Annotated in this window: 24 protein-coding genes and 1 pseudogene; 14 read left to right on the forward strand and 11 right to left on the reverse strand. The window is 61.6% G+C overall.

Going from position 1 to position 26,850, the window contains the following annotated elements:
- Positions 1 to 3 precede the first annotated feature (3 nt).
- The 5 genes from O2S87_RS05730 to O2S87_RS05750 all read left to right on the forward strand — a co-directional run bounded on the left by O2S87_RS05730 (position 4) and on the right by O2S87_RS05750 (position 8,236).
- A complete protein-coding gene (locus O2S87_RS05730; protein WP_475407839.1) occupies positions 4 to 2,079 on the forward strand; it encodes a PrkA family serine protein kinase in 2,076 nt (691 codons plus the stop codon).
- Positions 2,072 to 4,336, forward strand: a complete 2,265-nt coding sequence (locus O2S87_RS05735) for a PrkA family serine protein kinase (RefSeq protein WP_475407840.1) — start codon at positions 2,072 to 2,074, stop codon at positions 4,334 to 4,336. Before O2S87_RS05730 ends, O2S87_RS05735 begins: the two co-directional genes overlap by 8 nt.
- Positions 4,327 to 5,643, forward strand: coding sequence for a DUF444 family protein (locus O2S87_RS05740; protein ID WP_475407841.1), 1,317 nt, complete (start codon positions 4,327 to 4,329; stop codon positions 5,641 to 5,643). Before O2S87_RS05735 ends, O2S87_RS05740 begins: the two co-directional genes overlap by 10 nt.
- A complete protein-coding gene (locus O2S87_RS05745) occupies positions 5,640 to 7,691 on the forward strand; it encodes a SpoVR family protein (RefSeq protein ID WP_475407863.1) in 2,052 nt (683 codons plus the stop codon). Before O2S87_RS05740 ends, O2S87_RS05745 begins: the two co-directional genes overlap by 4 nt.
- Positions 7,692 to 7,855: 164 nt before the next feature.
- Complete coding sequence (locus O2S87_RS05750; protein WP_475407842.1) at positions 7,856 to 8,236, forward strand: DoxX family protein; 381 nt, start codon at positions 7,856 to 7,858, stop codon at positions 8,234 to 8,236.
- A gap of 1 nt (position 8,237) precedes the next feature.
- Here O2S87_RS05750 and O2S87_RS05755 read toward each other — a convergent pair whose 3' ends face one another.
- The 7 genes from O2S87_RS05755 to O2S87_RS05785 all read right to left on the reverse strand — a co-directional run bounded on the left by O2S87_RS05755 (position 8,238) and on the right by O2S87_RS05785 (position 14,201).
- Positions 8,238 to 9,035 (reverse strand): SDR family oxidoreductase, encoded by a 798-nt coding sequence (locus O2S87_RS05755; RefSeq protein ID WP_475407843.1) that lies wholly within the window; start codon positions 9,033 to 9,035, stop codon positions 8,238 to 8,240.
- 67 nt (positions 9,036 to 9,102) lie between these two features.
- Positions 9,103 to 10,527, reverse strand: a complete 1,425-nt coding sequence (gene gcvPB / locus O2S87_RS05760; RefSeq protein WP_475407844.1) for an aminomethyl-transferring glycine dehydrogenase subunit GcvPB — start codon at positions 10,525 to 10,527, stop codon at positions 9,103 to 9,105.
- Positions 10,527 to 11,855 (reverse strand): aminomethyl-transferring glycine dehydrogenase subunit GcvPA, encoded by a 1,329-nt coding sequence (gcvPA, locus tag O2S87_RS05765; RefSeq protein WP_475407845.1) that lies wholly within the window; start codon positions 11,853 to 11,855, stop codon positions 10,527 to 10,529. Before gcvPA ends, gcvPB begins: the two co-directional genes overlap by 1 nt.
- A gap of 19 nt (positions 11,856 to 11,874) precedes the next feature.
- Complete coding sequence (gene gcvH / locus O2S87_RS05770) at positions 11,875 to 12,255, reverse strand: glycine cleavage system protein GcvH (RefSeq protein WP_475407846.1); 381 nt, start codon at positions 12,253 to 12,255, stop codon at positions 11,875 to 11,877.
- A 45-nt stretch (positions 12,256 to 12,300) separates the two neighbouring features.
- On the reverse strand, positions 12,301 to 13,401 hold the full coding sequence (gene gcvT / locus O2S87_RS05775) for a glycine cleavage system aminomethyltransferase GcvT (RefSeq protein ID WP_475407847.1): 1,101 nt from the start codon (positions 13,399 to 13,401) through the stop codon (positions 12,301 to 12,303).
- 180 nt (positions 13,402 to 13,581) lie between these two features.
- Complete coding sequence (locus O2S87_RS05780; protein WP_475407848.1) at positions 13,582 to 13,839, reverse strand: DUF7999 family protein; 258 nt, start codon at positions 13,837 to 13,839, stop codon at positions 13,582 to 13,584.
- Between the two features lie 56 nt (positions 13,840 to 13,895).
- Positions 13,896 to 14,201, reverse strand: a complete 306-nt coding sequence (locus O2S87_RS05785) for a DUF7999 family protein (protein WP_475407849.1) — start codon at positions 14,199 to 14,201, stop codon at positions 13,896 to 13,898.
- Positions 14,202 to 14,346: 145 nt separating this feature from the next.
- Between O2S87_RS05785 and O2S87_RS05790 the strand changes: the two genes are divergently transcribed.
- Complete coding sequence (locus tag O2S87_RS05790; protein WP_475407850.1) at positions 14,347 to 14,793, forward strand: NYN domain-containing protein; 447 nt, start codon at positions 14,347 to 14,349, stop codon at positions 14,791 to 14,793.
- A 93-nt stretch (positions 14,794 to 14,886) separates the two neighbouring features.
- Here O2S87_RS05790 and O2S87_RS05795 read toward each other — a convergent pair whose 3' ends face one another.
- Positions 14,887 to 16,140 (reverse strand): tRNA (N(6)-L-threonylcarbamoyladenosine(37)-C(2))-methylthiotransferase, encoded by a 1,254-nt coding sequence (locus tag O2S87_RS05795; protein WP_475407851.1) that lies wholly within the window; start codon positions 16,138 to 16,140, stop codon positions 14,887 to 14,889.
- A gap of 182 nt (positions 16,141 to 16,322) precedes the next feature.
- On the opposite strand from O2S87_RS05795, the gene O2S87_RS05800 reads away from it, so the two are divergent.
- Complete coding sequence (locus O2S87_RS05800) at positions 16,323 to 16,568, forward strand: hypothetical protein (RefSeq protein WP_475407852.1); 246 nt, start codon at positions 16,323 to 16,325, stop codon at positions 16,566 to 16,568.
- A 7-nt stretch (positions 16,569 to 16,575) separates the two neighbouring features.
- Here O2S87_RS05800 and O2S87_RS05805 read toward each other — a convergent pair whose 3' ends face one another.
- Entirely contained in the window at positions 16,576 to 18,345 is a 1,770-nt protein-coding gene (locus O2S87_RS05805; RefSeq protein WP_475407853.1) for a glycoside hydrolase family 13 protein, read from the reverse strand.
- Between the two features lie 104 nt (positions 18,346 to 18,449).
- Between O2S87_RS05805 and O2S87_RS05810 the strand changes: the two genes are divergently transcribed.
- The 4 genes from O2S87_RS05810 (at position 18,450) to O2S87_RS05825 (ending at position 20,678) form a co-directional block, all read left to right on the forward strand.
- On the forward strand, positions 18,450 to 19,121 hold the full coding sequence (locus tag O2S87_RS05810; RefSeq protein ID WP_475407854.1) for a cupin domain-containing protein: 672 nt from the start codon (positions 18,450 to 18,452) through the stop codon (positions 19,119 to 19,121).
- Positions 19,122 to 19,204: 83 nt separating this feature from the next.
- Positions 19,205 to 19,831, forward strand: a complete 627-nt coding sequence (locus tag O2S87_RS05815; RefSeq protein ID WP_475407855.1) for a metal-dependent hydrolase — start codon at positions 19,205 to 19,207, stop codon at positions 19,829 to 19,831.
- Positions 19,831 to 20,493, forward strand: coding sequence for a metal-dependent hydrolase (locus O2S87_RS05820; RefSeq protein ID WP_475407856.1), 663 nt, complete (start codon positions 19,831 to 19,833; stop codon positions 20,491 to 20,493). The genes O2S87_RS05815 and O2S87_RS05820 overlap by 1 nt, the downstream gene beginning before the upstream one ends.
- A gap of 35 nt (positions 20,494 to 20,528) precedes the next feature.
- Positions 20,529 to 20,678, forward strand: a complete 150-nt coding sequence (locus tag O2S87_RS05825; protein WP_475407857.1) for a DUF7550 family protein — start codon at positions 20,529 to 20,531, stop codon at positions 20,676 to 20,678.
- An 80-nt stretch (positions 20,679 to 20,758) separates the two neighbouring features.
- Here O2S87_RS05825 and O2S87_RS05830 read toward each other — a convergent pair.
- A pseudogene (locus O2S87_RS05830) lies at positions 20,759 to 21,919 on the reverse strand (ABC transporter ATP-binding protein); the annotation flags it as partial.
- A 342-nt stretch (positions 21,920 to 22,261) separates the two neighbouring features.
- Positions 22,262 to 24,451: a phosphoribosylformylglycinamidine synthase subunit PurL gene (gene purL / locus O2S87_RS05835; RefSeq protein ID WP_475407858.1), complete on the reverse strand. Its 2,190-nt coding sequence runs from the start codon at positions 24,449 to 24,451 to the stop codon at positions 22,262 to 22,264.
- 160 nt (positions 24,452 to 24,611) lie between these two features.
- Here purL and O2S87_RS05840 point away from each other — a divergent pair, with 160 nt between their 5' ends.
- From O2S87_RS05840 to O2S87_RS05850, 3 genes are read left to right on the forward strand one after another with little or no spacing between them, the layout of a single operon-like run.
- Complete coding sequence (locus O2S87_RS05840) at positions 24,612 to 24,821, forward strand: hypothetical protein (RefSeq protein WP_475407859.1); 210 nt, start codon at positions 24,612 to 24,614, stop codon at positions 24,819 to 24,821.
- 35 nt (positions 24,822 to 24,856) lie between these two features.
- On the forward strand, positions 24,857 to 25,549 hold the full coding sequence (locus tag O2S87_RS05845; RefSeq protein WP_475407860.1) for a PHP domain-containing protein: 693 nt from the start codon (positions 24,857 to 24,859) through the stop codon (positions 25,547 to 25,549).
- Positions 25,546 to 26,694: an asparagine synthase C-terminal domain-containing protein gene (locus O2S87_RS05850; protein WP_475407861.1), complete on the forward strand. Its 1,149-nt coding sequence runs from the start codon at positions 25,546 to 25,548 to the stop codon at positions 26,692 to 26,694. Before O2S87_RS05845 ends, O2S87_RS05850 begins: the two co-directional genes overlap by 4 nt.
- Positions 26,695 to 26,850: the final 156 nt, after the last annotated feature.

Here is a 26,850-nt window from a genome sequence, read left to right on the forward strand (position 1 = left end):
ACAATGAGCAACGACAGACAAACCCTCGAAAGCCTCAGTCAGCACTACCAAGCATCGGTTCCATCGGATCTACGCGAAGCAAAGACGTTCGACTGGTATCTCGACGAGGTGACAGACGATCCGCGGATCGCTCGCAACGCCCACCAGCGCGTTGCCGATATGTTCGACCACTACGGCACCACCTACGACGAGGACGCCGGTGTCGTCGAGTACACGATGGCGGCCGAAGACCCCTTGCACGACGGCGAGAACGTGTTCTACGGCCGAGAGGTCCACGAATCGATCCACGAGTTCGTCAACAAGGTCAAATCCGGCGCACGCGGGCTCGGCCCCGAAAAACGAATCAAACTCCTGTTGGGACCGGTGGGATCGGGCAAATCCCACTTCGATTGGCTCGTCCGCCGCTACTTCGAGCACTACACGCTCGAAGACGACGGGCGCATGTACACCTTCAGGTGGGTCAACCTTTGCGACGTCATCCGCGACCAGGACCCCGCCGACGACGTCGTCGAATCCCCGATGCACCAGGACCCGCTGGTCTTGCTCCCGCAGGCCCAGCGTGATATGATCATCGAGGGGCTCAACGAACGACTCGATGCCCCGTACACCATCCGCAACGAGCAGCACCTCGATCCAGCCAGTGAGTTCTACATGGACACCTTGCTTGCCGAGTACGACGACGACCTCAAAGCCGTCGTCGACAACCACATCGAGGTCATCCGACTGGTCGCCAGCGAGAACAAACGACAGTCGATCGAGACCTTCGAGCCCAAGGACAAAAAGAACCAAGACGAGACCGAACTCACCGGCGACGTCAACTACTCGAAGCTCGCTATCTACGGCGAGTCTGACCCGCGGGCGTTCGACTACGCCGGGGCCTTTTGTAACGCCAACCGTGGCATCTTCTCGGGCGAAGAGTTGCTCAAACTCCAGCGGGAGTTCCTCTACGACTTCTTGCACGCGAGCCAAGAACAGACGATCAAGCCGAAAAACAACCCCCGGATCGACATCGACCAGGTGATCGTTGGGCGGACGAATATGCCCGAATACAGAGAAAAAAAGGGCGACGAGAAGATGGAGGCGTTCAACGATCGGACGAAACGGATCGACTACCCATACGTCCTCGAATACGAGCAGGAAGCCGAAATCTACGGCAAGATGCTTCGGAACGCCGACGTTCCCAACATGAACATCGAGCCACACACCCTCCAGATGGCCGGTCTCTTTGGGGTGCTCACCCGAATCGTCGAACCCAACGACGAGTCTGTCTCGTTGATCCAGAAGGCCAAAGCCTACAACGGTGAACTCGATGACGACGACGTCGACATCAAGAAACTCCGTGAGGACGGTGAGGCCCAAGCAGATATCGCCGAGGGGATGGACGGCGTCTCGGCGCGGTTTATCGGCGACGAGATCGCCGAGGCGATCATGGATTCGACCCACCGCGGTCGACGATATCTGAGTCCGCTAACTACCTTCCGGCACTTCGAGGAGAACCTCGAAAACCACGGCTCGATTCCCGAAGAGAACTTCGAGCGCTACCAGCGATATCTCGAAATGGTCCGCGAAGAGTACAAAAATCGGGCTATCGAGGACGTCCGCCACGCGCTCGCCTACGATATCGACGAGATCCAGCGCCAAGGTGAAAAGTACATGGATCACGTGATGGCGTACATCGACGACGCCACCGTCGCCGACGAACTCACCGGCCGCGAACAGGAGCCCGACGAAACGTTCCTCCGGTCTGTCGAAGAGAAGTTGGATATTCCGGCCGACCGTAAGGACGACTTCCGACAGGAGGTCTCCAACTGGGTCTCGCGTCGTGCACGCGAGGGAATCAGTTTCAACCCACAGGACAACGACCGGCTCCGCCGCGCGCTCGAACGTAAACTCTGGGAGGACAAGAAACACAACATCAACTTCTCGGCGTTGGTGTCGGCCAACGAGATGGCCGACGACGAGCGCAGTGCGTGGATCGACGCGCTCCGCGAACAGGGCTACTCCGAGGAGGGTGCCCGTGAGGTCTTGGAGTTCGCTGGGGCGGAAGTCGCCAAAAGCGAGCTCGAAGAAGATGTCTGAAGACTATATCACCGCCGCGGACCGTCAGCTCCAGCAGGCCTACGAGGGCCCAATGAGCCTCGGCGAGTACGTCGACGCCGCCTTCGAATCACCCTCGATTGCGGCCCACGCCAGCCGCTACCTGCTGGCGGCTATCGAGTCGATGGGTACTCGAACGGTGATCGAGGAGGGCGAAGAGCGCGAGCGCTATCGCTTCTTTGATGATCCGCACAACGACGGCGAACATGCGGTACTCGGCAATACGGCGGTGCTCAACGCCTTCGTCGACGATCTGCGGACGATCGCCGCAAATCGGGGCAAGGGTGAAAAAATCATCTGGTTCGATGGTCCCACGGCGACGGGGAAATCCGAGCTCAAGCGCTGTCTCGTCAACGGCCTGCGGGAGTACTCGAAAACGCCCGCCGGCCGACGCTACACCCTCGAATGGAACATCACGGGTGCGGACAACAGCCGCGGGCTGAGCTACGGCGACGACGCCAGCGACGACGACCAGTGGTACGAAAGCCCGGTGCAGGTCCATCCGCTCACCGTCTTTCCCAAGAGCGTGCGTGAGCAGATACTGGCCCAACTCAACGAGTTCGATCCCGAAGGCCCACCGATCGTTATCGAGGGCGAACTCGATCCGTTCAGCCGCGAGGCCTACGACTACCTCGAAGCCCAGTACCGCGAGGCGGGCACCCGAAAGCTGTTCTCGTCGATTACCGACGACGCTCATCTCCGAGTCAAAAACTACGTGGTCGACGTGGGTCGAGGGATCGGAATTCTCCACTCCGAGGACGACGGCAGCCCGAAAGAACGGCTCGTCGGGTCGTGGATGCCGGGTATGTTGCGCGAACTCGATTCGCGCGGGCGCAAAAACCCACAGGCGTTCAGCTACGACGGCGTGCTCTCGCAGGGTAATGGCCTCTTAACTATCGTGGAGGACGCCAGCCAGCACGCCGATCTGCTCCGCAAACTCCTGAACGTTCCCGACGAGGGCCGCGTCAAACTGGACAAGGGAATCGGGATGGATATCGACACCCAGCTGGTGATGATCTCGAACCCGGATCTCGACGCCGAACTCGACCAGTACGCCGACCGCAACGGCCGTGATCCGCTCAAGGCGCTCAAGCGTCGACTCGATCGCCACGAGTTCCGGTATCTGACCAATCGCAGACTAGAGGCCGAACTCATCCGACGAGAACTGACCGCCGAAAAGCGCGTCTGGGCGGATCTCGACGACGAAGAGATCGAAACTCGGGTTCGAGCGCCGCTGTCGGTGTCTATCCGTAACAACCGCGGCGAGACCCGCGAGCGCGAACTCGCGCCCTTTGCGGTCGGAGCCGCAGCGATGTACAGCGTCGTGAGTCGACTCGATGGCGAGGATCTGCCAGCTGATCTGACGCTGATAGAAAAGGCCCGACTGTTCGAGCAGGGCTACCTCCAGAACGGTGACGAACGCCTGGAGATCGATGCGTTCGAGTTCTCGCTCGAAACTGACGGCATTCACGGCATTCCGGTCACCTACACCCGCGATATCATCGCGGATCTACTCCACGAGGAAACCGGCCGGGCCCACCCGGCACATCCGGTCGAGAACGTCGTGATGCCCGAGGACGTGCTGAACGCGATGGCCGACGAGCTGACGACCGCGCCCGTCTTCTCGCGGGCCGAAGCCGCCGAGTACGAAACCAGACTGCCGATGGTCAAAGACTTCATTCTCGACCAACAGGAACACGCCGTTCTGCAGGCACTGCTTGCGAACAAGAGCGTCTCGAAAGAGACGGTCGCCGAGTACGTCGAACACGTCTACGCGTGGGACGGTGACGACCAGATCGAAACCGAGCGCGGTCGGATCGACCCCGATCCGCTGTTGATGAAGGTGTTCGAAACCGAACATCTCGGTCGGTTCGATTCGACCGATTACGCGGGCAATGCGCCCTCCGAGGCGGTCAAACTGTTCCGCCGTGAGAAAGTCATCACCGCGCTCAACCGCTACGCCTGGGAACACCGCGACGAGGAGTTCGCGATCGACAACGTCGACCTGACGTCGATTCCGGTGATCCGAGCCGTGCTCGAAACCTACGACTGGGGCGACGTCAAGCGCATTTATCCGGAGTTCGATCCCCGGCAGTGGGACGACCCACCGACCGGGACGGTCACCGAGCGGCTGAAAGACGAGACGATCGCCACGCTGTGTGCGGGCCAGTACTCGCCAGCGTCGGCCGAACTGACGACACGCGCGGTCATGCGTGAGGTGCAACACAAATGGGATTGAGAGACGACCTCGACCGATTCCGTGAGATCGGCAACCAACGCAGACAGGATTTGGAAGAGTTCATCAGCTACGGTGATCTCGGTGGCTCGCGGCCCAATCAGGTCAAAATCCCCGTCAAGATCGTCGACCTCCCGTCGTTCGAGTACGACAAGCGCTCGATGGGTGGGGTCGGTCAAGGCCAGGGTGGCACGCCCCAACCGGGCCAGCCGGTCGGCCCACCGCAACCGGGCGAAGGCGACGAAGACGGCGACCCCGGCGAGGAGGGAGCCGACCACGAGTACTACGAGATGGATCCCGAGGAGTTCGCCGAGGAGCTCGACGAGGAACTCGGACTCGAACTCGAACCCAAAGGCAAGCGTGTCGTCGAAGAGGTCGAAGGCGACTTCACCGACGTGACGAAGGTCGGCCCGAAAGGCACGCTCGACTTCGAGGAGCTATTTAAACGAGGGCTGAAGCGCAAGCTCGCGATGGACTTCGACGACGAGTACGTCCGCGAAGCGCTCAAGATCGAGGGCAAGGGCCCCAGAGCGATCTTTGAGTGGGCCCGCGAGGAGCGGGTTCCCGTCTCGTTTGCGTGGATCGAAGAGGCGTATAAAGAGATACCCGACGACGAGCGAACAAAGTGGGAGAGTTTCGAGGAGTTCGAGGCGAACGTCGAGCGAACCACCGTCGCCCAGCGCATCCGCCGCGACGGCCTCACGGAGATCCCGTTCCGCCGTGAGGACGAACGCTACCGCCACCCCGAGATCATCGAGAAGAAAGAGCGCAACGTCGTCGTCATCAACATTCGGGACGTCTCGGGGTCGATGCGCGAGCAGAAGCGCGAACTCGTCGAGCGCACCCTGACGCCACTCGATTGGTATCTCACTGGTAAGTACGACAACGCCGAGTTCCACTACATCGCCCACGACGCAGACGCCTGGGAGGTCGACCGCGGGGACTTCTTCGGGATTCGGTCGGGCGGCGGGACCCGCATCTCGTCGGCCTACGAACTCGCCGCCGGGATTCTCGAGGAATACCCATTCAGCGAGTGGAACCGCTACGTGTTCGCCGCCGGGGACTCGGAGAACTCATCGAACGACACCAAAGACAGAGTGATTCCGCTTATGGAGGAGATCCCGGCGAACCTTCACGCCTACGTCGAGACGCAGCCCGGCGGGACGGCGATAAACGCGACCCACGCCGAGGAGGTCGAACGCGCGCTCGGGAAAACGGGCAACGTCGCCGTCACCCGAGTGACCCATCCTGACGACGTGATCGACGCGATCTACGAGATCCTCAGCACCGAAGACGCGGAGAGTGACTGACAATGAAAGACGAACGCTTAGACGCCAGACGGATCGCCACCGGGCTCCGCGAGCCGGTCGAGGAGGCCGCCTTACTGGCTCGCAAACTCGGATTAGACCCCTACCCGGTGAACTACTGGATCGTCGACCACGACGAAATGAACGAACTGATCGCCTACAGCGGCTTTCAGGATCGCTATCCTCACTGGCGATGGGGAATGGCGTACGATCGCCAGCAGAAGAAGGATCAGTTCGGCATGGGGAAGGCCTTCGAGATCGTCAACAACGACAATCCCAGCCACGCGTTCCTCCAGGAGTCGAATACGATGGCCGACCAGAAGGCCGTGATTACGCACGTCGAAGCCCACGCCGACTTCTTCGCCAACAACAGCTGGTTCGGCCTCTACAGCGACCGCGGCAGCGCGGGCAGCGATCCCGACGCCGCGGCCATGCTCGAACGCCACGGCGAAGCCATCGCCCAGTACATGGACGATCCCGACATCGAGCGCACCGAGGTCGAGCGGCTGATCGACGCGGTGCTCTGCATCGAGGATACGATCGACCAACACCGGACGCTGGCGGCCGCAGACATGGATGACGACGAGCGCGATCTCGAAGACATCCACGACAAACTCGACCAACTCGGTCTCTCTGAAGACGTCCGTCAGCAGGTGTTCGACGAGGAGTGGCTTGACGCCCGCGCCGCGGCCGACGAGGCCGCCGGAATCGACGACCCACGACTGGACGTGATCGCCTTTCTGCGAGATCACGGCAAGCGCTTCGATCCCGAGGCGGGGAAGGCGGTCGACCGCGAGGAGTGGGAAACCGACGTAATCGAACGGCTCCGGGAGGAATCCTACTACTTCGCCGCCCAGAAGATGACCAAGATCATGAACGAGGGGTGGGCCGCCTACTGGGAGTCGCTGATGATGGGCGACGAACGCTTCGCGGGCACGGACGAGTTCATCACCTACGCCGACCACCAGGCCCGCGTGCTCGGTTCGCCCGGTTTAAATCCCTACAAGCTCGGCAAGGAGCTGTGGGACCACCTCGAAAACACGACCAACCGCCGCGAAGTCGCCGATAAACTGCTTCGCGTCGAGGGGATCACCTGGCGGAACTTCAGCGACGTCGTCGACTTCGAGCAGATCGCCGCGTTGCTTCATCCGGAGCCAGTCATTGCGGGTGTCTCTTCGGCCCGGCTCGACGACCTGGCTGCGCTCGCAGACGATGGCGATCCGCGCGTCGACACCGAGGCGGTCGATCGAGCGATTGCGACCCGAGACAGCGAACTCGACAGCGATGATCCCGACGCGATCGATGTCGACCGCTATCCGTGGAAAGTACTCACCTACGAGGGGTTGGCCGAGCGGCACTTCTCGCTGGCCAAACGCCAGAATCGAGGCTTCCTCAAAGGAATCAACCGCACCGAACTCGAACAACTCGCCCGATATATGTTCGACGACGAGAAGTACGCAACCATCGACGAAGCGATCGCGGACGTCGACTACACGGCCGGGTGGGATCGGATGCGCGAAGTCCGCGAAAGCCACAACGACGTGACCTTTATCGACGAGTTCCTGACCGCCGAGTTCGTCCTCAACAACAACTACTTCACCTACGAGTATTCGCACGCGGGAAGCGAGTATCGCGTGGCGAGCACGGCCGCTGAGGACGTCAAAACCAAGCTCCTGTTGCAGTTCACCAACTTCGGCAAGCCGTCGATCGCCGTCTACGATGGGAACTTCGCCAACCGCGGCGAACTCCTGTTGGGCCACCGGTACAACGGGGTTGCGCTCGACATTCCGAAAGCCAAAGACGTGCTCGAACGGGTGTTCGATCTCTGGGGTCGACCGGTGAATCTGATGACGATCCGTACGGAGTACGACGACCACGAACTGGAGGTCGCGCGTCGACGCGGTCGCGAGCCAGAAGGAACCGAGGTCGGTATCCGCATTAGATACGACGGCACGGAGTTCGCGGAGTTCGACCTCAAACCCGAACTCCAGAGCGCAATCGAGGCCAGCGAGGTCGACTACGATACCAAACCCGACGATTGGCTGGTGTGAGTGGCTGACGTAAATCGCTGGCGTCGGTCGACCGAAAGCACATGATCCAACGCAGTTACTCCCGTTCCATTCGGCCGCAAATCACCGACAGTGCTGATTTGCAAGCCGTGCCGTCGACGGGGGCAACTATTATTCAGAGTCGCGTTGTTGGTTGTATCGAGATCATGGCAGAGTTTCTCCGGGAGTGGGCTCCACTTCCATTGCGCATATTCTTGATCGTGCTCGTGGTCCCCGGCTCAATGAAGCTGCTCGACTACGGCGGACAGGTCGACTTTTTCGCCGAACTCGGCATCCCTGCCCCTGAGCTACTGGTCCCGGTCGTCGGCGTGCTCGAACTGACTGCCGCCACCCTCATCGTGTTGGGTATCGCTGGCCGTCTCGGAGCCGCGCTGGTGGTCCCGATCATGCTCACCGCGATGGCGACCGCGGAGATCAACGCGTTCAACATGGCCGTTCTCGTGGCGTCGCTCGGGATTCTCGTGCTGGGGACGGGCCGGTACTCGCTGTTGACTACAGACGAACTCATCGCGTCGGTCCGCCGATAGGCTACAGGTTCGACCGACCGCTACCACCGTCGACGACGATCGCTTGGCCGGTGATGTAGCTACTGGCGGTCGACGAGAGGAAGGCGACCGTCTCGCCGAGTTCGATGGGGTCGCCGATCCGTTCGAGTGGCACGTCCTCACCGAATGCGGCTCTCCCCTCGGCGTAGTCGTCGTACTCGCCTCGGTCGACGCCTTGCTGGATCAACTCCTCGATCCGACTGGTTTCGTGTGCCCCCGGCAGGACGGCATTCACCCTGATCTCTGGAGCCAACTCCCGAGACAGCGTTTTTTCGAGGCCGATCACGCCCATTCGGACCGAGTTCGACAACACCAATCCGTCGAGTGCCTCCTTGACGCTTCGAGAGGTGATGGTGACGATAGTTCCACCACCGTCAGCCCGGAGATGCTCGGCACTTTCACGGACCAGCCAGACGACGCTCATCACCAGCAGATCGAACGCCTGGTACCAGTCCTTGTCAGTCGTGTCGAGAAACGAGCCGCTCGGTGGGCCACCGGCGGAGGTAACGAGGTGGTCGAGTCGACCGAATTCGTCGACAGTCGTCTCGACGAGTCGACTGATGTCGTCGGGATCGGTCAGGTCGCCGCTAATCGGAACGACACGAGCGTCGTCTGCGGCTTCCTCGCGGAGTTCGTCGGCTGTGTCTTCGAGCGTCGACTCATCGCGGCCGTTGATCGTAACGTCGACGCCCTCACGGACAAGAGCGGTCGCGGCGGCCTTGCCGAGTCCGCGGCTTGATGCGGTAACAAGTGCGGCATTGCCTGCAAGATCGAGATCCATACGGATTGTTCTGCGAGAATCGGAATAAGCGTTGATCCCAACGGGTCGACAAGCTAGTAGTCAATGCCTACTCGTCGTCGAGTGCCTGCCACGAGAGTCGTGGGTTCCGCGCCGCGCTCACCTGGTCGATCCGACTGGCGGTCGTCCGTGAAGGTGCGGTCTCGATTGCCTCGTCGGTGTCGCTGTAGGCGTTGTTGAACGCCTCGGCGAGCGTGTCGAGCGTCCGTCGACTCTCGATTTCGGTCGGCTCGGTCAACATCGCTTCAGGCACCATCTCGGGCCACTTCGTCGTCGGCGGGTGGACACCGAAATCCAACATCCGTTTGGCGACATCCGCGGCATCCCGGTCGCCTGCGGTCGCCGCGAACTCGTGGTGGAACGGTCCGTAGGGGACCTCCATCTCCAACTGTTCGGCGAGGTAGTTGGCGTTTAACACGGCTTTCGCACTGGCATCCGACAGCCCCTCGTCGCCGAGCCGTGCGATGTAGGCGTAGGCTTTGATTAACACGAGCCAGTTGCCTGCAAAGCCGTGGACCTTGCCGATTGAGTGGTCGGGCTCAAACCGCTCGTAGTCGCCATCATCGGTTTCTCGAACGCGGGGCGAGGGGAGGAACTCGGCAAGTTCGTCGACCACGCCCACCGGTCCGGCACCGGGTCCACCGCCGCCGTGGGGCGTGGCAAACGTCTTGTGGACGTTGTAGTGCATGATGTCGAAGCCCATGTCTCCAGGTCGACCGCGGCCCAAAAGGGCGTTCAGGTTCGCGCCGTCGTAGTAGAGCAATCCTCCGACATCGTGGACCGTTTCGGCAATCTCGACGATCTCACGCTCGAAAAGACCCACGGTGTTAGGGTTCGTGAGCATGAGTGCCGCGGTGTCCTCCGAGACCGCGGCCTTGAGCGCCTCGAGGTCGACGCGGCCACTCTCGTCGGATGGAAGTTCGACAACGTCGTAGCCCGCCATCGCCGCCGTGGCGAAGTTGGTCCCGTGAGCCGACGCTGGGATGATGACTTCGCTTCGGTCGGTGCCGTGGTGTTCGTGGTAGGCTTTGGCGATCAGAATTCCCGTGAACTCACCGGCGGCTCCGGCTGGCGGCTGGAGGGTGACCGCGTCCATGCCGCCGATGGTGGCGAGGTACTCCTGGAGGCCACAAAGCAGCCCGAGGTTCCCTTGGGCGCTTCGCGCCGAGCGGTCGGGGTGGATCGCCGCGTTCGGATCGGCGGCGACGTCTTCGGTGAACTTGGGGTTGTACTTCATCGTACACGACCCCAGCGGGTACGGACCGCTGTCGATGCTCCAGTTCATCTGCGAGAGGCGCGTGTAATGGCGGGCTAACTCCGGCTCGGAGAGCGACGGGAGGGTGAGCTCGTCGCGAGTAAGCTCGTCTGGAAGCGGTGAGTCAGTGTCGCCGATCTCGACGGTCGTCTCGTCTTTTTCCGACAGCAGCGGTTCGTGTTTGTCCCCCTCGGTGTATCGGGCCTGGTCGTAGATCATCAGGCGGCCCTCCGTAAGGCGTCGACTAGACCATCGGTCGCGTGCGCGTTGGTTTCGGTCACACAGAACTGTAGCAGGTGATCGTCGACGACGTGAACAGCGAATCCGCTCGTTTCGAGCGACTGCGCGACTCCCTCGGCTGGCTGGTCCGACCGGGCAACGAACTCGCGGAAATGGTGTCGATCGTGGACCGGGACCTGATAGCCCGCAATGTCGTCGACGCGCTCGGCCAACGTCGCCGCGTCTCGAACGCAGTCCTCGGCGAGGTCGACGAGTTCGTCAGGGCCCAACGAGGCGATGTGTATAGCCGCGCGGAGGGCGACCCACGCTTGGTTCGTACAGATATTCGAGGTTGCTCGCTCCTTTCGGATGTGCTGTTCGCGCGTCTGGAGCGTTAGCGTGTAGGCCCGGCGGTCGTCTGCGTCCTCGCTGAGGCCAACGAGTCGACCCGGGACCTGCCGGAGGAACGTTTCGCGCGTCGCAAAGATACCCAGTCCCATCCCGTAACTGGTTGGCAAGCCCAGGACATCGGCCTCGCCGACGACCACGTCGGCACCGACGCTGGCCGGTTCCTGAAGGAGCGAGAGTGCGACGAGATCCGAACCGAGACAGAACAGGGCGTCGTTGGCGTCGGCGATCTCGCCGATCTCGGCCAGCCCTTCCTCGATGGTGCCACGAACCGTTGGGTTCTCGGCGTAGATCATCACCGTTTTCTCGTCCGCGAGGTCGACAAGGGTCTCGCGGTCGACGATGCCGTCGTCCATCGGGTAGGTATCGACGACCAGTCCGGCTCCGTCGACATAGTTTTCGAGTACCGACCGCTTTCCGTCTCGGAGATGCTCGGACACGAGAACCGTCTGGCCGCTTGTTTGGCGGACGCGGTCGGCCAACAGCGCGGCCTCTGCAAGCGCGGTTGCGCCGTCGTACATCGAGCAGTTGGCGACCGGCAACCCGGTGAGTTCGACCAGCATCGACTGGTACTCGAACAGCGCCTGGAGAAACCCCTGCGTGATCTCGGGTTGGTACTGCGTGTAGCTTGTCAGGAACTCCGTGCGATCCGAGAGGTGGTCGACGAGCGAGGGAACGTAGTGGCTATAGTGGCCTCGGCCCATGAACTCGGAAAGTGTGTCGTTGTGGGCGAACAGCCGCCGAAGCTCGCCGCGAATCGCCTGCTCGCTTCGTGGCTCGATGTCGAAGGTGCCGTCGAAGGCCACCTCGTCGGGAATCTCGAAGAGGTCGGCTTCGGTGTCGACGCCGATTTCTTCGAGCATCGCCACGGTCTCAGCGGTCGTGTGTGGTGCAAACGGACTGCCGTCTGGTGCGGTCATTTATAACTATCTCCAGCGATCAAGCGATCTGGTCATGGTACTCGTCGGCCGAAAGCAGCTCGTCGAACTCGCTTTCGTCGTCTGGCTCGACTTCGATCATCCAGCCCTCGCCGAACGGATCGTCGTTGACGAGTTCGGGCTGCTCGAAGAGGGCCTTGTTGATGGCGGCCACCTCGCCCGAAATCGGAGCATAGAGGTCAGAAACGGCCTTTATGGATTCGACAACACCGAAGGCTGAACCAGCCTCGACTTCGTCGCCGACCGCGGGAAGTTCGACAAAGACGACGTCGCCCAGTTCATCCCGGGCGAAATCCGAGATCCCGATTCTGGCGGGGCTGTCGGTTGTCGTCCATTCGTGCGATTCGAGATAGGTCAGTTCGTCGGGTACATCGAAACTCATCTGTGGGGGTCTGGCTCTCTATTGGTGGGTAGTCGACTGTGATGATTACTTCGAAACGAATGGTAAGGCGGTGACTTCCACCCGTTTGTTCGATCCGCGAACGACGATGTCGACCGCCTTACCGGGCGTTGTATGGGCTGTATCGAGATAGCCAAGGCCCACACCCTCGTTTCGTGTTGGACTCATCGTTCCGGATGTGAGCGTGCCAATCGTCTGGCCGTCATCAACTACCTCGTAGCCCGCCCGAGGGACGCCGCGGTCGAGCATCGTTACTCCAATGAAGCGCTGATCGACGCCCGTCTGCTGTTGGTCGGCGAGGGCGTCGCGGCCGAGAAAGTCAGTGTCGAGATCGACGGTAAAGCCGATGTCGGCTTCGTAGGGCGTCCGTGGCTCCGATTCGGGGTCGAAATCCTGGCCCGAAAGCAGGTAGCCCATCTCGATCCGAAGCGTATCCCGCGCGCCGAGCCCGCAGGGCTGGCAGTCGAACGCACGCCAGAGCTCCTCGGCGGCCGTGGTTGGACAGAGGAGTTCGAAGCCGTCCTCGCCGGTGTAGCCGGTTCGCGCGATTCGACAGTCGACGCCCGCGATTCGGGCGGTTGTGTGTTCGAACCGACCGAGATCAGCGATCGACACTGCGGCGGACTCGACGGCTTCGTCGACGTGATCCGGAGCATCAGGACCCTGAACCGCGAACATCGCCCACTCGTCGGTGACGTTGTCGACGGTCGCATCGAGCGCCCATTCGTCGCGATGGTCGATCCACCAGTCGGTGAACTGGCGGTCGTGGCCCGCGTTCGGAACGAACAGGTACGCTGGCGCATCGTCACGATCTTCGAGCCGGTAGATCACGGTGTCGTCGAGCATGACGCCGTCTTCGCGAGTGATACAGGCGTACTGGGCGTCCCCCGGCGAGAGCCTCGCGACGTTGTTGGTCGTGAGTCGACCCATCAGTTCGGTCGACTCTTCGCCAGCGACCTCGATCTCGCTCATGTGCGAGACGTCGAACATGCCGACAGACTCGCGGACGGCCGCGTGTTCGGTCCGTATCGAGTCGAACTCGACGGGCATCTCCCACCCACCGAACTCGGTGAGAGATGCGCCGTTGGCCGCGTGCCACTCGGCAAGCGGCGGGTGTCGTCGGGCCATACATACTCCTCAGCCCGGCGAAAGTAAGGTGTTGTTATCGATTTACACGACTGTCTGGAACGAATCAAGCGACGAGACACCAAGCGAGTACGAATCGAGACAGGCTGCACAACATAGCATGGGCGGGGACCAACCGCACGAATCGGCTGTTTTGAATCTGGAATCTGGCGCGTCGACGTCTCAGGCGGTAACCAGTGTGGGTTCGACCCGGCTGGCTCGCCAGACGTTCGCGCGAACGCCGGCCCGTTCGAGTTCGAGTTGAACCGTCTCACCAACCGCTCGCGAAGCGAGTTCGCGACGCAGGCCGCTGTCGTCGTATTCGACGATCTGATACGTGCTGTTCGTCTCGGGGTCGACGACAGTCATCCCCCCGTGTCCGGTCATTTCATCTACAATAGTGTACGATCGGCCGTGGTGTTCTGGAGGGTCTTGCTCCATATGTAGTGTACCGCTGAATAGCTAAATAAAATTCATCATCTCCTGTATCCACGGCATTATTTTTGGTGAGGGTCCGTTCCGCCGGTTCGAGTCATTAGTTCCGACATCTGTGGTACCTTCTCGATCGACCTGTCGACGCCGACCGCGCACCACGCATCGCCTCGTGAACTGAGTGGTTCGAGCCTGAGTCGAACGGTCGTCTTCGGAGCTACCTCGGCCAGCGTCTCACGAACCGCTGGTGTGGCATACGACACGACCTGGTAGGATCTGTTGCCGCAGCACTCGATCACCGTGAGCGCGCCGTAGTCGTTCATCGGACGGTCGACGACGAACGGTTTTCTGACCGGGTTATATGACACCATACCTGTATAATGAATATTATGTATATTAAGAGTACTCCCTCGACGCAGTCGACGGTGAGCGCACTCCCGGCCTGTCGTTTTTCGTGGTGGTCGACCGGACAGTCAAGCGGCACGTCTATACCGGCTGGGGGTCGACCCGGATACAATGCCGACAGAACGTGACGAGCCCTTCGATGGCGTTGGGCTGTTCGTCGATGGGCCGAACATGCTTCGTGACGAGTTCGACGTCGACCTCGACGACATTCGGACTGCCGCCGCCGAGATCGGTCGACTCGCGACGACCCGGCTCTACGTCGACGAACACGCAACACCAGGACTGATTCAGGCCGCCGAAGCCCGTGGTTTCGAGGTCGTCGTGACCAGCGGTGACGTCGACGTGAAACTCGCGGTCGACGCCGCGCGATTCGCGGTCGAACGCCGGGCCGAAACGATCGCGATTGCCTCGCGAGATACCGATTTCAAACCCGTATTAGAGGTCGCAAACAGCTGTGGGCTTCGGACGCTGGCGATCGCGCCGAGTCGACGCGGCCGGTCGGATGCGCTCCGAAATGCCGCGACCGAGAGCATCACGCTCGAAGAAAGCGAAGAGTAATCCGACCTTTCTGACAGGTCAGTAGCAAGCCGATATCCGAATTTGCATATCGTACAAAAGGCTGTTTAATTTATAAAAACAACTCACGATGAGTCAGACCAGCGTCCCGAAGGCGTACATCGTCTGGTGGCTCGTGACCTTGACCTCACAGAAGTCGCCGGGTTCGAGGCCGTGGTCGCCCGCGTTCTGGACGATGATCTGTCGGTAGGCCCCGTCGCGGCACTTGACCGAATCGCCAGTTCCCTCTTGGACGACGAGCACTTCTTGGGTGGTCCCAACCATTGCTTCGTATGCCTCGGCGACGATCTCCCGCTTGACCGCCGACATCTCCTTGGAGCGTTCCTTCTTGATCGTCCCGCCGAGGCCCTTCATGTCGGCGGCATCAGTGCCAGGTCGCTTCGAAAAGCGGGTGACGTTGATCTTCTCGGGGCGAACCTCCCGCAGCAACTCCATCGACAGTTGGTGGTCGGCGTCTGTCTCGGTGGGGTAGCCGACGATGAAATCTGTCGAGAGCGTCCAGTAGTCCAACTTCTCATCGAACGTTTCGACGACCTCGCGGAACTTGTCGACTCTGTGCTGGCGGCGCATCGATTCGAGCACCCCGTCGCTGCCCGACTGGACCGGCGCGTGAATGAAGTTGTAGAGCTTGTCGTGGCGGGCGAACACGTCGGCGAGTTCGTCGTGGATTCCGTGGATGCCGCCGGGGTTGGCCATCCCGACGCGGACGCGAAAGTCGCCGTCGATCTCTGTACAGATTCGATCCAGGAGTTCGGGCAGCTTTCGTTCGCCCTTGTCCCATCCGTAGACACCGGTGTCCTGGCCGGTAATGCGGATCTCTTTGGCTCCGGCGTGGACGAGTGCGCGGGCCTTCTCGACGTTCTCGTCGACAGGGGGTGAGTCGACCCGGCCAGTAGCGAACTTGGTGATGCAGTACGAGCAGTTGCTCATGCAGCCGCGAGCGATGGGGAGGATGCCGATCTTTCCGTCGAGCACTGGCTTCGTGTCAGGGGTGACGGTCGGGCATTCGCCGTTGAGCACGGCCTCGGGCACCTCGTCCCAGTGCAAAATTTGGGCGTCGATCCCGGCCTCGGCGAACTCCTCGCCCTGTGCGAGTGCCATGCAGCCCGTGACGATGAGATCCGCCGTCTCCGCCTGGAGCTCTTGGGCTCGCCGGACCATGTTGCGCTCGGTTTTTTCGACCACCGTGCAGCTGTTGAGAATGGCAACATCGGCGTCGTCGAGACTGTTGGCTGGGTAGTGGCCACCCTCGCGGAGGGCCTGTTCGATCTGTCGGCTCTCGCCTTGGTTCGACGTACAACCGTAGGTCTCGATATGATAGGTCGCCATTCAGCTACTCGTGTTTGTCGTCGGGTGAGCAAAAGGCCGACGGTCCGCGGTGAGAGAAACGAGAAAACCGAGTCGGATGAATCGACTTCGAGCAGAGCTCACAGCCGACGGCCACAACGATAACGACAGTTCGGCCTGTCGATTCGCCTATGTGTCCTGCTCAGACTCCGAGTTCCAGGTCCATGGCTGAGACCGACAGCGAACCAGCGTCGACCTCTCGCGACGAAATCGAACGGCTCTCGAAGGTCGAAGCGAGCGAGGAGAGCGTCTCGTTCGTCGACCCGCTGTTCTATGCACCACTGCTGCTCGGGGGAACCGCACTCGTCATTGTTCCCGAACCAGCGACCACCGTGGTTGGGCTGGTCTGTATCCTCGCTGGGATCGTGTTGGCGGCCGTCGACATCGCCTCGGGACTGGCCGCCGACTAATATATCGTTAGTCGCTCTCTGTGAGCCGGTAGATACGGGCTTCCCACGGCCGCAGGTCGAACGCCCACGCATCGACATCGGTTGCGGTCTCGTCGGCCCCATAGTTCGAGATGAGGAGTTCAGCTTCCATCTCGTGGGGATCGAAGTCGGCCTCCTCGTCGTCGATCCAGAAGTGGCCCTCCCACTCGGCGAGGTTCAGGGTCACGAGCAGGCGCTCGTCGCCGAGCGTCCGGGTGTAGGCCCAGATCTCCTCGTGTTCGTTGAGCAGGACGTCGTAGTGGCCGTACACCATCACGTCGTGCTCCTTGCGCAGATCAATGAGATCGCGGTAGTAGTGCCAGATCGAATCGGGGTCCGCACGCGCGGCGTCGACGTTGATCTCGGTGTGGTTGGGGTTGACGCCGATCCACGGCTCGCCGTCGGTAAAGCCCGCATTCTCGTCGGCGGACCACTGCATCGGCGTGCGGGCGTTGTCCCGGCTGTTCTGTCGTAGGGCACCTTTGACGCTCTCGAAGTTCTCGACCTCGTCGTTGTCGAGGGCGTTCTGGACCGGGTTGATCGTCTCTACATCCCTGAACTCATCGAGGGAGTCGAAGGGGTAGTTGGTCATCCCGATTTCGGCGCCTTGGTAGATGTAGGGCGTCCCGCGAAGGGTGAAAATCAGGGTGGCAAGGAGTTTGGCCGACTCTTCGCGGTACTCCTCGTCGTTCCCAAAGCGAGAGACGAGCCGCGGCTGGTCGTGATTGCTGAGGTAGATGCTGTTCCAGCCCTTTTCGGCGAGGCCGTACTGCCAGCGGTTCAAGACATCACGGAGTTCGTTGAGTCCCCAGTCGTCACGCTCCCAAATCTTCCCGCCATGGTCCAAGAGAACGTGGTCGAAGTGAAAGAGCGTAGAAAGGGGGCCCTCGGCCTCGACATAGTCTCTGGCGATATCCATCTCCATTCCTTGACCCATCATCTCGCCGAGCGCGAACACGTCCCGACCCGCGAGCACACGGTCGTACATCTCGTCGAGGAACTCCTGCATCCGAGGGCCGTCGAACGTTTCCCACATATTGGTATTGTTCAGCGGTGGGTCGTGTTTGGTGACAGAATCGGGTTTCGAAAGGAGGTTGATCACGTCCATCCGGAACCCGTCGATGCCTTTGTCGAGCCACCACTCCATCATCTCGAAGATCTCGTCTCTGACCTCCGGGTTCTCCCAGTTGAGGTCCGGCTGTTTTTCGTCGAACAGGTGGAGGTACCATTTGCCGACTTCGTCGTCGTAGGCCCACGCGGGACCGCCGAAAAACGAGCCCCACTCGTTCGGCGGGGCCTCGTTTTCGGGACCCAAATGGCCAGTGAACCCGTCGACATCGGTCCGACCGTGTTTCCAGATGTAGTAATCGTGGTACTCGCTGTCGACGTCACGGGAGTTGATGAACCACTCGTGTTCGTCGGAGGTGTGGTTGACCACGAGGTCCATGATGAGCCGGATGTCGCGGTCGTGGAGGCCTTCCAGCAGGGCTTCCCAGTCATCCATCGTGCCGAACTCGTCCATGATCGACTGGTAGTCGGCGATGTCGTAGCCGTTGTCTGCGTTCGGTGATTTATATACCGGGTTGAGCCAGATGATGTCGACGCCCAACTCGTTGAGGTAGTCGAGTTTCTCGATGATACCTGGAATGTCACCGATGCCGTCGCCGTTGCTGTCGTTGAAGCTGCGTGGGTAGATCTGGTAGATGACCGATTCCTTCCACCATTCGCGGCAGATGAACTGATCTCGCTGTTCCGTCATACCTAATCCATCTTTGGAAGACGCTTAATACGTCTGGGTTGCTGCTGGAAGCTCACCGGTTTGCGTCGACGCATGCTTTTGATCGGCTCGCCCGTAGAGGGTGTATGCTCACCACCGGCCGCACACTGGACGTCGACGGGCAGCCCATTCCCGGCACAGGCTTCGAGCTGGACCCGAAGGGAACTCTCGCCGAGATTCTCGCCCGGCGAACGGGGGCATTGACCTCACACCCCACCGAGGACGTCTGGAGTGCCCCGCTCGCTGATCGAGAGCACACCGATACCATCCGAGCGGTCGCGGTGTATCAACCCGGGTTCGACGGGCCGCCGGAACACTACCACACCCGAAGCGAAGAACGGTTCGCGGTGCTGGCTGGCGACGTTCAGTTCCGGATCGACGATCGAGACGAGCGCGTCACGGCGGGTGAGACGATCACGGTCGAGCCACACGAACGCCACAGCTTCACCGTCGAGGGAGATTGCTTGAGTTACATGGCGGTCGACATCGATTCGCCCGGGCGATTACGACACGTCCTGCCGACGCTAAGCGGGCTGGCACACGACGAGGAGATGGACGCAGACAACCCACTCCAGCAGGCCATCATCGTCCAGCAACTCAGCAACAACACCGTGTTCACTGAGTTGGATCCGCGAATCACCACTCCTCTGAGTGCCGCGCTTGCACCTATCGCCCGCCTTCGGGGGTATCAGGGAGCCTACGACAAGTACACCCGAGAGACGTTCTGGGAACGCCACGTTGAGCAGCCAGTGCTGTAGCCGACCCGCCGACGCCCCCCTCTCGTCGACATCGCTCACCAGCACACCGACTATTTAAATATATCTGCCCGAAGAAACTGGTAATGTCGCCAACACTGGTGAGTGTAGCGGTCGGTGTGCTACTCGGCATCGCCCTTCTTGGCACAGCCTTCGACCGACGCTCACTGGCGGTCGTCGCTTTCGCAGCCATCGTGCCTGACGTCGACGCCCTTTTCAGCTTGGTCATAACGGGGTCGACCAACGCCCTTTTTCACACCGGGTTCATCCCCGTCATCGCCACAGCCCTCCTCTACTACGACACAACCCGCCGCGAGGCCTCGTGGCTCCGCGCCCGCTACGGCTGGTACGGCGTCCGGGTTGCCTGGGTCGGCGTCGCCACCTACGCAGTCGCCGGGATCGGCGTCGACCTGTTCAGCACCGAAAGCGTCGCCCTCCTGTACCCCCTGTCGGATCGCTACTACGCCGTCGTCGGCAAGTTCGTGCTGTCGACCCAGGAGGGAATCGTCCAGACCTACGTCGAGTTCGGCAACGGCTGGCTCGGGCTTGCCTCGCCCGGGACGACCGAAACACACCACGTCTCGTCGTGGCTGAATCCCGGTGACGATGAGCGTCGACTCCGGCTAGTCGAGTCGGGTTGGCAGGCCGTGGTCGTCCTCACTGCCGCGGCAGCCGTCCCCGCAAAACAGCTCGTCGACCGAGGTGATCGGTGATGCCCACCTCGATCGTCCACGCTGCCCTCGCCATCGTGCTCGCGGTCGGCTTGCTCGGTGCGTACTACGACCGTCGGGCGCTGGCAGTTGTCCTCGCGGTCGTTATCGCGCCCGAACTCGACGCTATCTTGGGCTTCGTCATGCCCGGTGCTCACCGCACCGTCCTACACACGATGGTTCTCTCGGCGATTCTTGCGGGGCTCGTCTACTGGGACACCCGACGGTCGGCATCGTGGCTTCGCGGCCGTTGGGGCGAGTACGGCATCCGGGTCACGTGGGTCGCGATCTTCGCTCACACATTCGCCCACATCGCCCTCGACTGGACGCATCTCGATGGGATCAACATCCTCTGGCCGGTCGTCGACCAATTCTTCGCACTCGATGGTGAACTCTACATCTCTTCGAAGGGACTGGTCCAGACGTTCGTCGACGTTTCGATCGAGCCTACGAGCGGCCAGCGGGCGGTCGACGCCGGACAGGGCGGAACGCGGGAGAGTGTCCACGTGTCGACGCCGGTCCAGCCGTCGAACGACCCCGATCCCGGGTCGGTCGACCGCCGGTTTCCCATCGCCGTCGGCGGCTGGCAGCTGTATTTCGTCCTTGTCGGACTGTTCACGCTCGTCGCCCGGCGGCTCCAGACGCCGCGGGCGGACGAACAATAGGTGCGTTTTAGTAGTCGACACACAATGATCCGGCTATGGCAGATCACTCACCCGAGGTAGATCCAGAGGCTCGGATCACGGCTCCGATGCAGTCGTTTACGACCAAACAGGCGATGATCGGCGCGGTCGTCCTTGCAGTCGGCCTGCTCGTCGCGTTTGGACTCCCGCTATTGTTGATTGCTTGAGGCCGTTTTTATAAACTATCGGTAAACGAGCAGATGCCGTCGTCGCTGTCGACGGCACAGGTGTTGCCGTCGGCCCCCTCGCGTGGATACCACGCCAGCGGGTGATCCGCGACGAGGTCGACCGTGACGCGCTCGCCGAGTTCGAAGTCCTCGACGTGGTTGTGCAGACAGTGGACCGCATCGCCACTGTCGAGGTCGACGCTATATATAAACGAGGGACCCACGTACTGCCGAGAAGTGACTTCGCCGTCGGTCTGGTCAGGGTGTGCGCGGGCCGCTCGCAGGTCGTCAGGTCGAACGAGCACGTCGACGGCGATTCCTTCGTACTCTTCGGTGTAGCCGTCGAGCGTTTCGGCGTCGAACGTTCCGAGTCCGGTTTTCAGGATGCCGTCGTGGACGTAGGCCGTAAGGAAACTCGCTCGTCCGAGGAAGGATGCTACGAACCGTGATTTAGGCTGCTCGAAGATGCGTTCAGGCCGGTCAAGTTGCTCGATTCGACCGTCGTTCATGACGGCGACGCGATCCGAAATGGAGAGCGCTTCCTCCTGGTCGTGGGTCACCGAGATGGCAGTGACGCCCGCCTCCTTGAGAATCGAGCGGACTTCCTCGCGCATCTCGACGCGAAGCCGGACGTCGAGGTTGGAAAATGGCTCGTCCAGCAGGAGCACTTCGGGCTCCGGTGCGAGCGACCGTGCGAGCGCGACCCGTTGTTTCTGGCCCCCAGAAAGCTGCTCGGGAGTTTTCTCACCGTGATCTGGCATATCGACCAGCTCGAGCAGATCGTCGACGCGTGCAGTGGTCGACTCGTCGTCCCACTCCGAGAGCCCGAAGGCGATGTTCTCTCTAACCGAGAGATGCGGAAACAGCGCGAAGTCCTGAAAGACGATGCCGACGTCGCGGGTTTCGGGTGCGGTGGCGCTAGAATCGGTCGCAATCGTCTGGTCGTTGAGTTCGATCGACCCTTCGGTGGGCGTTTCGAGCCCGGCGATCATCCGGAGCGTGGTGGTCTTGCCACAGCCCGAGGGCCCCAAGAGCGTCAGCAGTTCGCCGCGCTCAACGGCCAGCGAGACCTCGCGGACCGCAGTCTCCTCATCGAAGGCTTTGGTGACGTTTTTGAGCCGCAAAATCGGATCTTCGACCGCTTCGGTGGGTTCTGACGACCGGTCGACTGCTTGCTGTGTCGACGCGTGGTCCGTCGACTGCTGTTCGACTGTTCGGTTGAGTGTATTAGTGTTCGACATGGATCGCCTCAGGATCGCTCGGTTCGTGGGTCGTGACAGCACCGTCCAAATCCGCCGACAAACACGGACGTGAGCTGGTATCGACCATTCGTTGACGAGGTTATTGTTTAGGATACCCTAAAAGGCTGCCGTTTGGGGAGGCCGACTCGCAACGACGCGGTCGACCAACAACGCTTTTGCTCATGGTCATCTCGATTCGAGTGAAGCAACAGAGTGTCGACGTAGGATACCGACACGCTCGCGCTTCATCTTCACACGAGTGAGATGAATCTCTCTTCCATACGCCGCTAAGTAGGTCGAAAAACAGCGAAACGTGGCCCTCCAGACGAGATTCAATCCGGATTAGTCGAGCGTCGAAGAAATAACGTTCCGGCGCTCGGCGATTGTTTCCGCATCATACTCGACCGTCTCACCGGCAACCGTCAGCGAAAGTACGCCGTTGTCAGTCGACGTGCCGAGCGACTCGACCGGTGCGACGCCGTCGAACGCCTCACGGACGGCCGCGGCGTCGGTCGTTTCAACGACGACTCTGCCGGGCGTCTCGTCGAACAGGTCGACGAGGCTGTCGAGGCTCACCTCGGCACCCGCTCGGCTCGTGATGAGTTCGGCCAGCGTGACCGCCAGCCCGCCGTGGCTCACGTCGTGAGCGGCTAGCGTCGACTCCTGGTTTGCCACGACTGCGATGGTCTCAACGACCTCGCTGGCGTTCGCGGGCAGTTCGGGGAATCGATCAGCACCGCCCATCTGTGCAAGGTACTCCGAACCGCCGAGTGCGCCACCTGCGGCACCGATGACCAGTAGTTCACCCTCACCCGACAGCGCCGCGGGCGGGGCGTCGTAACCCGCTTTCGTTCCGACCATCGCCAGCGTCGGCGTCGGCGGAATCGAGCCGGACACCGAGTCATTATATAATGAGACGTTACCGCCGACGACCGGCGTCGACAGCGTTTCGCACATATCGGCCAGCCCGTCGACGATCGCTTTGAACCCGCCGTATACGTCGGGCTTCTCGGGATTGCCACCGTTGAGACAGTTGACTGCCGTCAGCGGCAGCGCACCTTTGGCCGCAATGTTAGTGGCGTTTTCGAGAGCCACTGCTTGCGATCCTTCGTAGGGTGCAGCAGTCGTCCAGTTGGGATTGGCTCCCGAGGAGAAGGCAAGCCCGGTTCCCGCGCCGCTGGTGTCGTCAGCGTCGCCGCTCGTTTCGCGGATCGCCATGATCGCCGCATCGTCGCCCGGTTTCAGCGCGGTTCGGACGCCGACTTCGTGGTCGTACTGGCGGTAGACCCAGCGTTTCGAGGCCGTGTTCGGACACGAGACGACCGCGTTGATCGCGTCTTCGAGGTCGACTGCCGGCAGATCGCGCTCGGCCTGTTCGGGTTCGATGGCGTCGAGATCGTTCATCGGCGCGCCCTCGGCGAGGAACTCGGGGTCGACGTCGACGACGACCTCGCCGTCGAACGTACAAACGTAATTCCCCTCGCGGACGTCGCCAATGACCGAGCAACCGAGATCAAACCGCTCGGCGATTTCTGCGACTCGCTCGACATCGTCGGGGTCGACCTCGTAACACATGCGCTCTTGGGACTCGGCAAGCAGGATTTCCAGAGCGTTCATATTCGGTTCCCGTTGGTGGACCTTCTCAAGGTCGATTTCGGCACCGAAGCCGCCTTTGGCGACGAGTTCCGAGGAGGCTCCGCCGAGGCCTGCCGCGCCGAGGTCGCGTGCGGAGAGAATCAGGTTCTCGTCGACCAGCGCCTCGCTGGCTTCGATCAGCAGTTTTTCCGAGTACGGATCGCCCACCTGGACGGCGGGTCGGTCCTCGGTTTCGGCGTCCTCGGCCAGATCCTCACTGGCGAACGACGCGCCGCCGAGCCCGTCGCGGCCGGTGCCGTTGCCGACGAGGACGAGTTTGTTTCCGGCCTCTTGGGCCTCTGCAGTGACGAGACGGTCGGCGTTCGTTAGGCCGATACAGGCGACGTTCACCAGCGGGTTGCCGACGTAGCCCTCGTGGAAGTCGACGCTGCCCGTGACGGTGGGAACGCCGATCGAGTTGCCGTAGTTCGAGATTCCTTCGACAACTCCCTCGAAGAGATACTGGGAGTGTTCGCGGTCGAACGAGCCGAAGTAGAGACTGTCGGCGAGCGCGATCGGATACGCGCCCATCGAGAGCGTATCGCGGACGATGCCGCCGACGCCGGTGGCCGCACCGTCGAAGGGGTCGACGTAGCTCGGATGGTTGTGGCTCTCGATGCCGAGGGTGATGTAAGTCGAGCTGTAGTCGCTTTCCTCGCGGTCGGCTGCGGGCGTCGTGGCGGCCTCGGGGTTGGGGACGGCGATCACGGCGGCGTCGTCACCGGGACCGATGACGACCTGTGTACCCTCGCTGTCGAACGCCGACAGCAGGGGTCGAGATGATCGGTACGCACAGTGCTCGCTCCAGAGGTTTTCGAACAGCGTCGACTCTGCAGGCGTGGGTTGGCGGCCCAGCTCGGAAACGATGAGCTGGTGGTCTGACTCCGGGAGACTCATTCAGTTTCCTGTTCAAAATCACCGGCTTAATCTCTTTCCATGTGCAGAACCATGCATCATCTCGCACGATCGCAGGCGCTGGGAGACGGATCGGTGTCCAGCGCCGAACAATCGCCCTGATCCGATAGCTCTTTGCGAGGGACTCTGTATACGTCAGGGTATGAATGAGTATATTACCTGGGGCGGCGCGGGAATACTCCTCGCGCTGGTCGGCGCAGTCACCATCGCAAGCGAGATTCAACACGGTCTGTCGGCCGGCGATCCGCTGCCGGTTATCTACGGTGGGGCTGTCGTCTTCGCCGCGCTCGTGACCGTGCTGACGATCCTCCCGAGTTTCCGCAAAGACCCCACCCCAGTCGACCACGACTGAGAGCCTTTATTACGTCCCTCTCACAGTAGTCGACCGTGTTAACGGTCGAGCTACACTCCCACTCGGCGCTGTCGCACGACGGCCGCGATCCGGTCGAGCTGTTGCTCGAACAGGCCGCCGCAGTGGGTCTCGACGCGCTCGCAGTGACTGACCACGACGAGATCCAGGCGTCAATAGAGGCTGCCGAGGCCGCCGAAGACTACGGGCTGATCGGCATCATCGGCATGGAGATATCGAGCGCAGCGGGCCACATTCTCGCCTTTGGGATCGACGAACTAATTCCGCCCGGCCTCTCGTATGACGAGACGCTCGAACGCATCCACGAACAGGGCGGCATCGCCGTTATTCCGCACCCGTTTCAGAAATCCAGACACGGGGTCGCACCCCACATAACCGAAGACCAGTTGGCGAGTGCAGACGCGATCGAAGTGTACAACTCACGGCTGTTCACCGGGCGGTCGAACCGACAGGCCGAGCAGTTTGCCATCGAGCGCGGCCTCCCGATGACCGCCGGCAGTGACGCCCACATCTCCGAGATGGTCGGCCAAGCGATCACCGAGGTCGGTGCCGCCAACGGATCGGCCGACGCGATTCTCGAGGCGATCCGCCACGGCCGAACCAGCGTGATCGGCCAGCGAACGCCCTGGCGAATCAGTTTCCAGCAGTTCGGTGGCGGTGCGAAACGCCGGGTCGGACGCATGATCTCGAACCTGTTCGAGGGGCTATGACCGAGCCAGAGATCCGAGGAGCATCGCCATCGCTCGTCCGGTCGACGCTCGAGGCCGGCGATCCGCTCCCCGGCGCAAGCGGTCGTGGCCCACCCGAGATGGGCGGCTTTGGTGGGTTGATCGACGACCAAATCGTCCGGGACGTATTGGGTAGACAGCCGCTGTACACCGAGGCCGATGCCGTCGACCCGGTCGCTGAGGGTGCGTGGGCGTTTTCTCCGGACGAACTCTCGGACCCTGCTGTCGTGCCGCCGGGAGCCGTCCGAACAATCGAAGGAGACAGCCAACGGCTCGTACTTGACGAGCCGCCGGTCGACGATCCGGACGTTGCCCAGGCTGCAGTTACCGAAGCACTCTCTGGTGCGCTGGGACTCGACACCGACAGCCGGTCGACCGACACCGCCGTTGCGTTCTCAGGCGGCGTCGACTCCGCGCTCGTGGCTGCTGGACTCCCCGACGCGCCCTTATACGTGATCGGCTTCGAGGGGAGCCACGACATCGCAGCTGCCCGCGAGGCAGCCGCTGCGATGGGTCGCGCCGACGATCTCCACGTTATCGAACTCGATCACGAGACGCTTCGGGAGGCGGTTCCACGCGTCAGCGAGGCGATCAACCGGACGAACCCGATGGACGTATCCATCGCCCTGCCGCTCGTGCTCGTTGCCGAGCGCGTACGAGCGGATGGCTACGACCGTCTCGCACTGGGACAGGGTGCGGACGAACTCTTTGGGGGGTACTCGAAAGTCGTCGACCCCGCGGCGGATCACCGCGTCGAGGCCGAGACTGTCCGCGGCGCGGTTCGCGAGACGATTTCGACGCTTCCCCAGCAGCTCGAACGCGACGTCTGTGGGTTGCAGGCCGTTGGAATCGAGCCCGTGACGCCCTTTTTGCAGGATCGCGTGGTCGACGCTGCGCTGCGGCTTCCCGGCGAACTCCTGGCGAGCGTCGACGAGCGAAAGATCGCTCTCCGCCGGTTCGCCCGAACCCAAGGCGTAGTGCCCGAGTCGGTCGCGTCGACAGATAAAAAGGCCGTCCAGTACGGCAGTTACGTCAGCCGTGAACTCGACCGACTAGCCCGCCAAGCCGGCTACAAACGCCGGATGGACGACCACGTCGGCCAGTATATTCGATCGCTTACCGGCTGATCTTTAGTTACTTGACTTCGCACCTTATACTGGTGTAGCGCGTAGATGACGTGAAAATCGGATGCTTCCACTCACGTCGTTTCTGTCTTGTACCGCTCCAATTGACGAATTAGCGTGCTTTTCGACCCGGCAAAAGTACCATGCCAAGACCTACGT

Source organism: Halohasta sp. A2 (assembly GCF_056175805.1).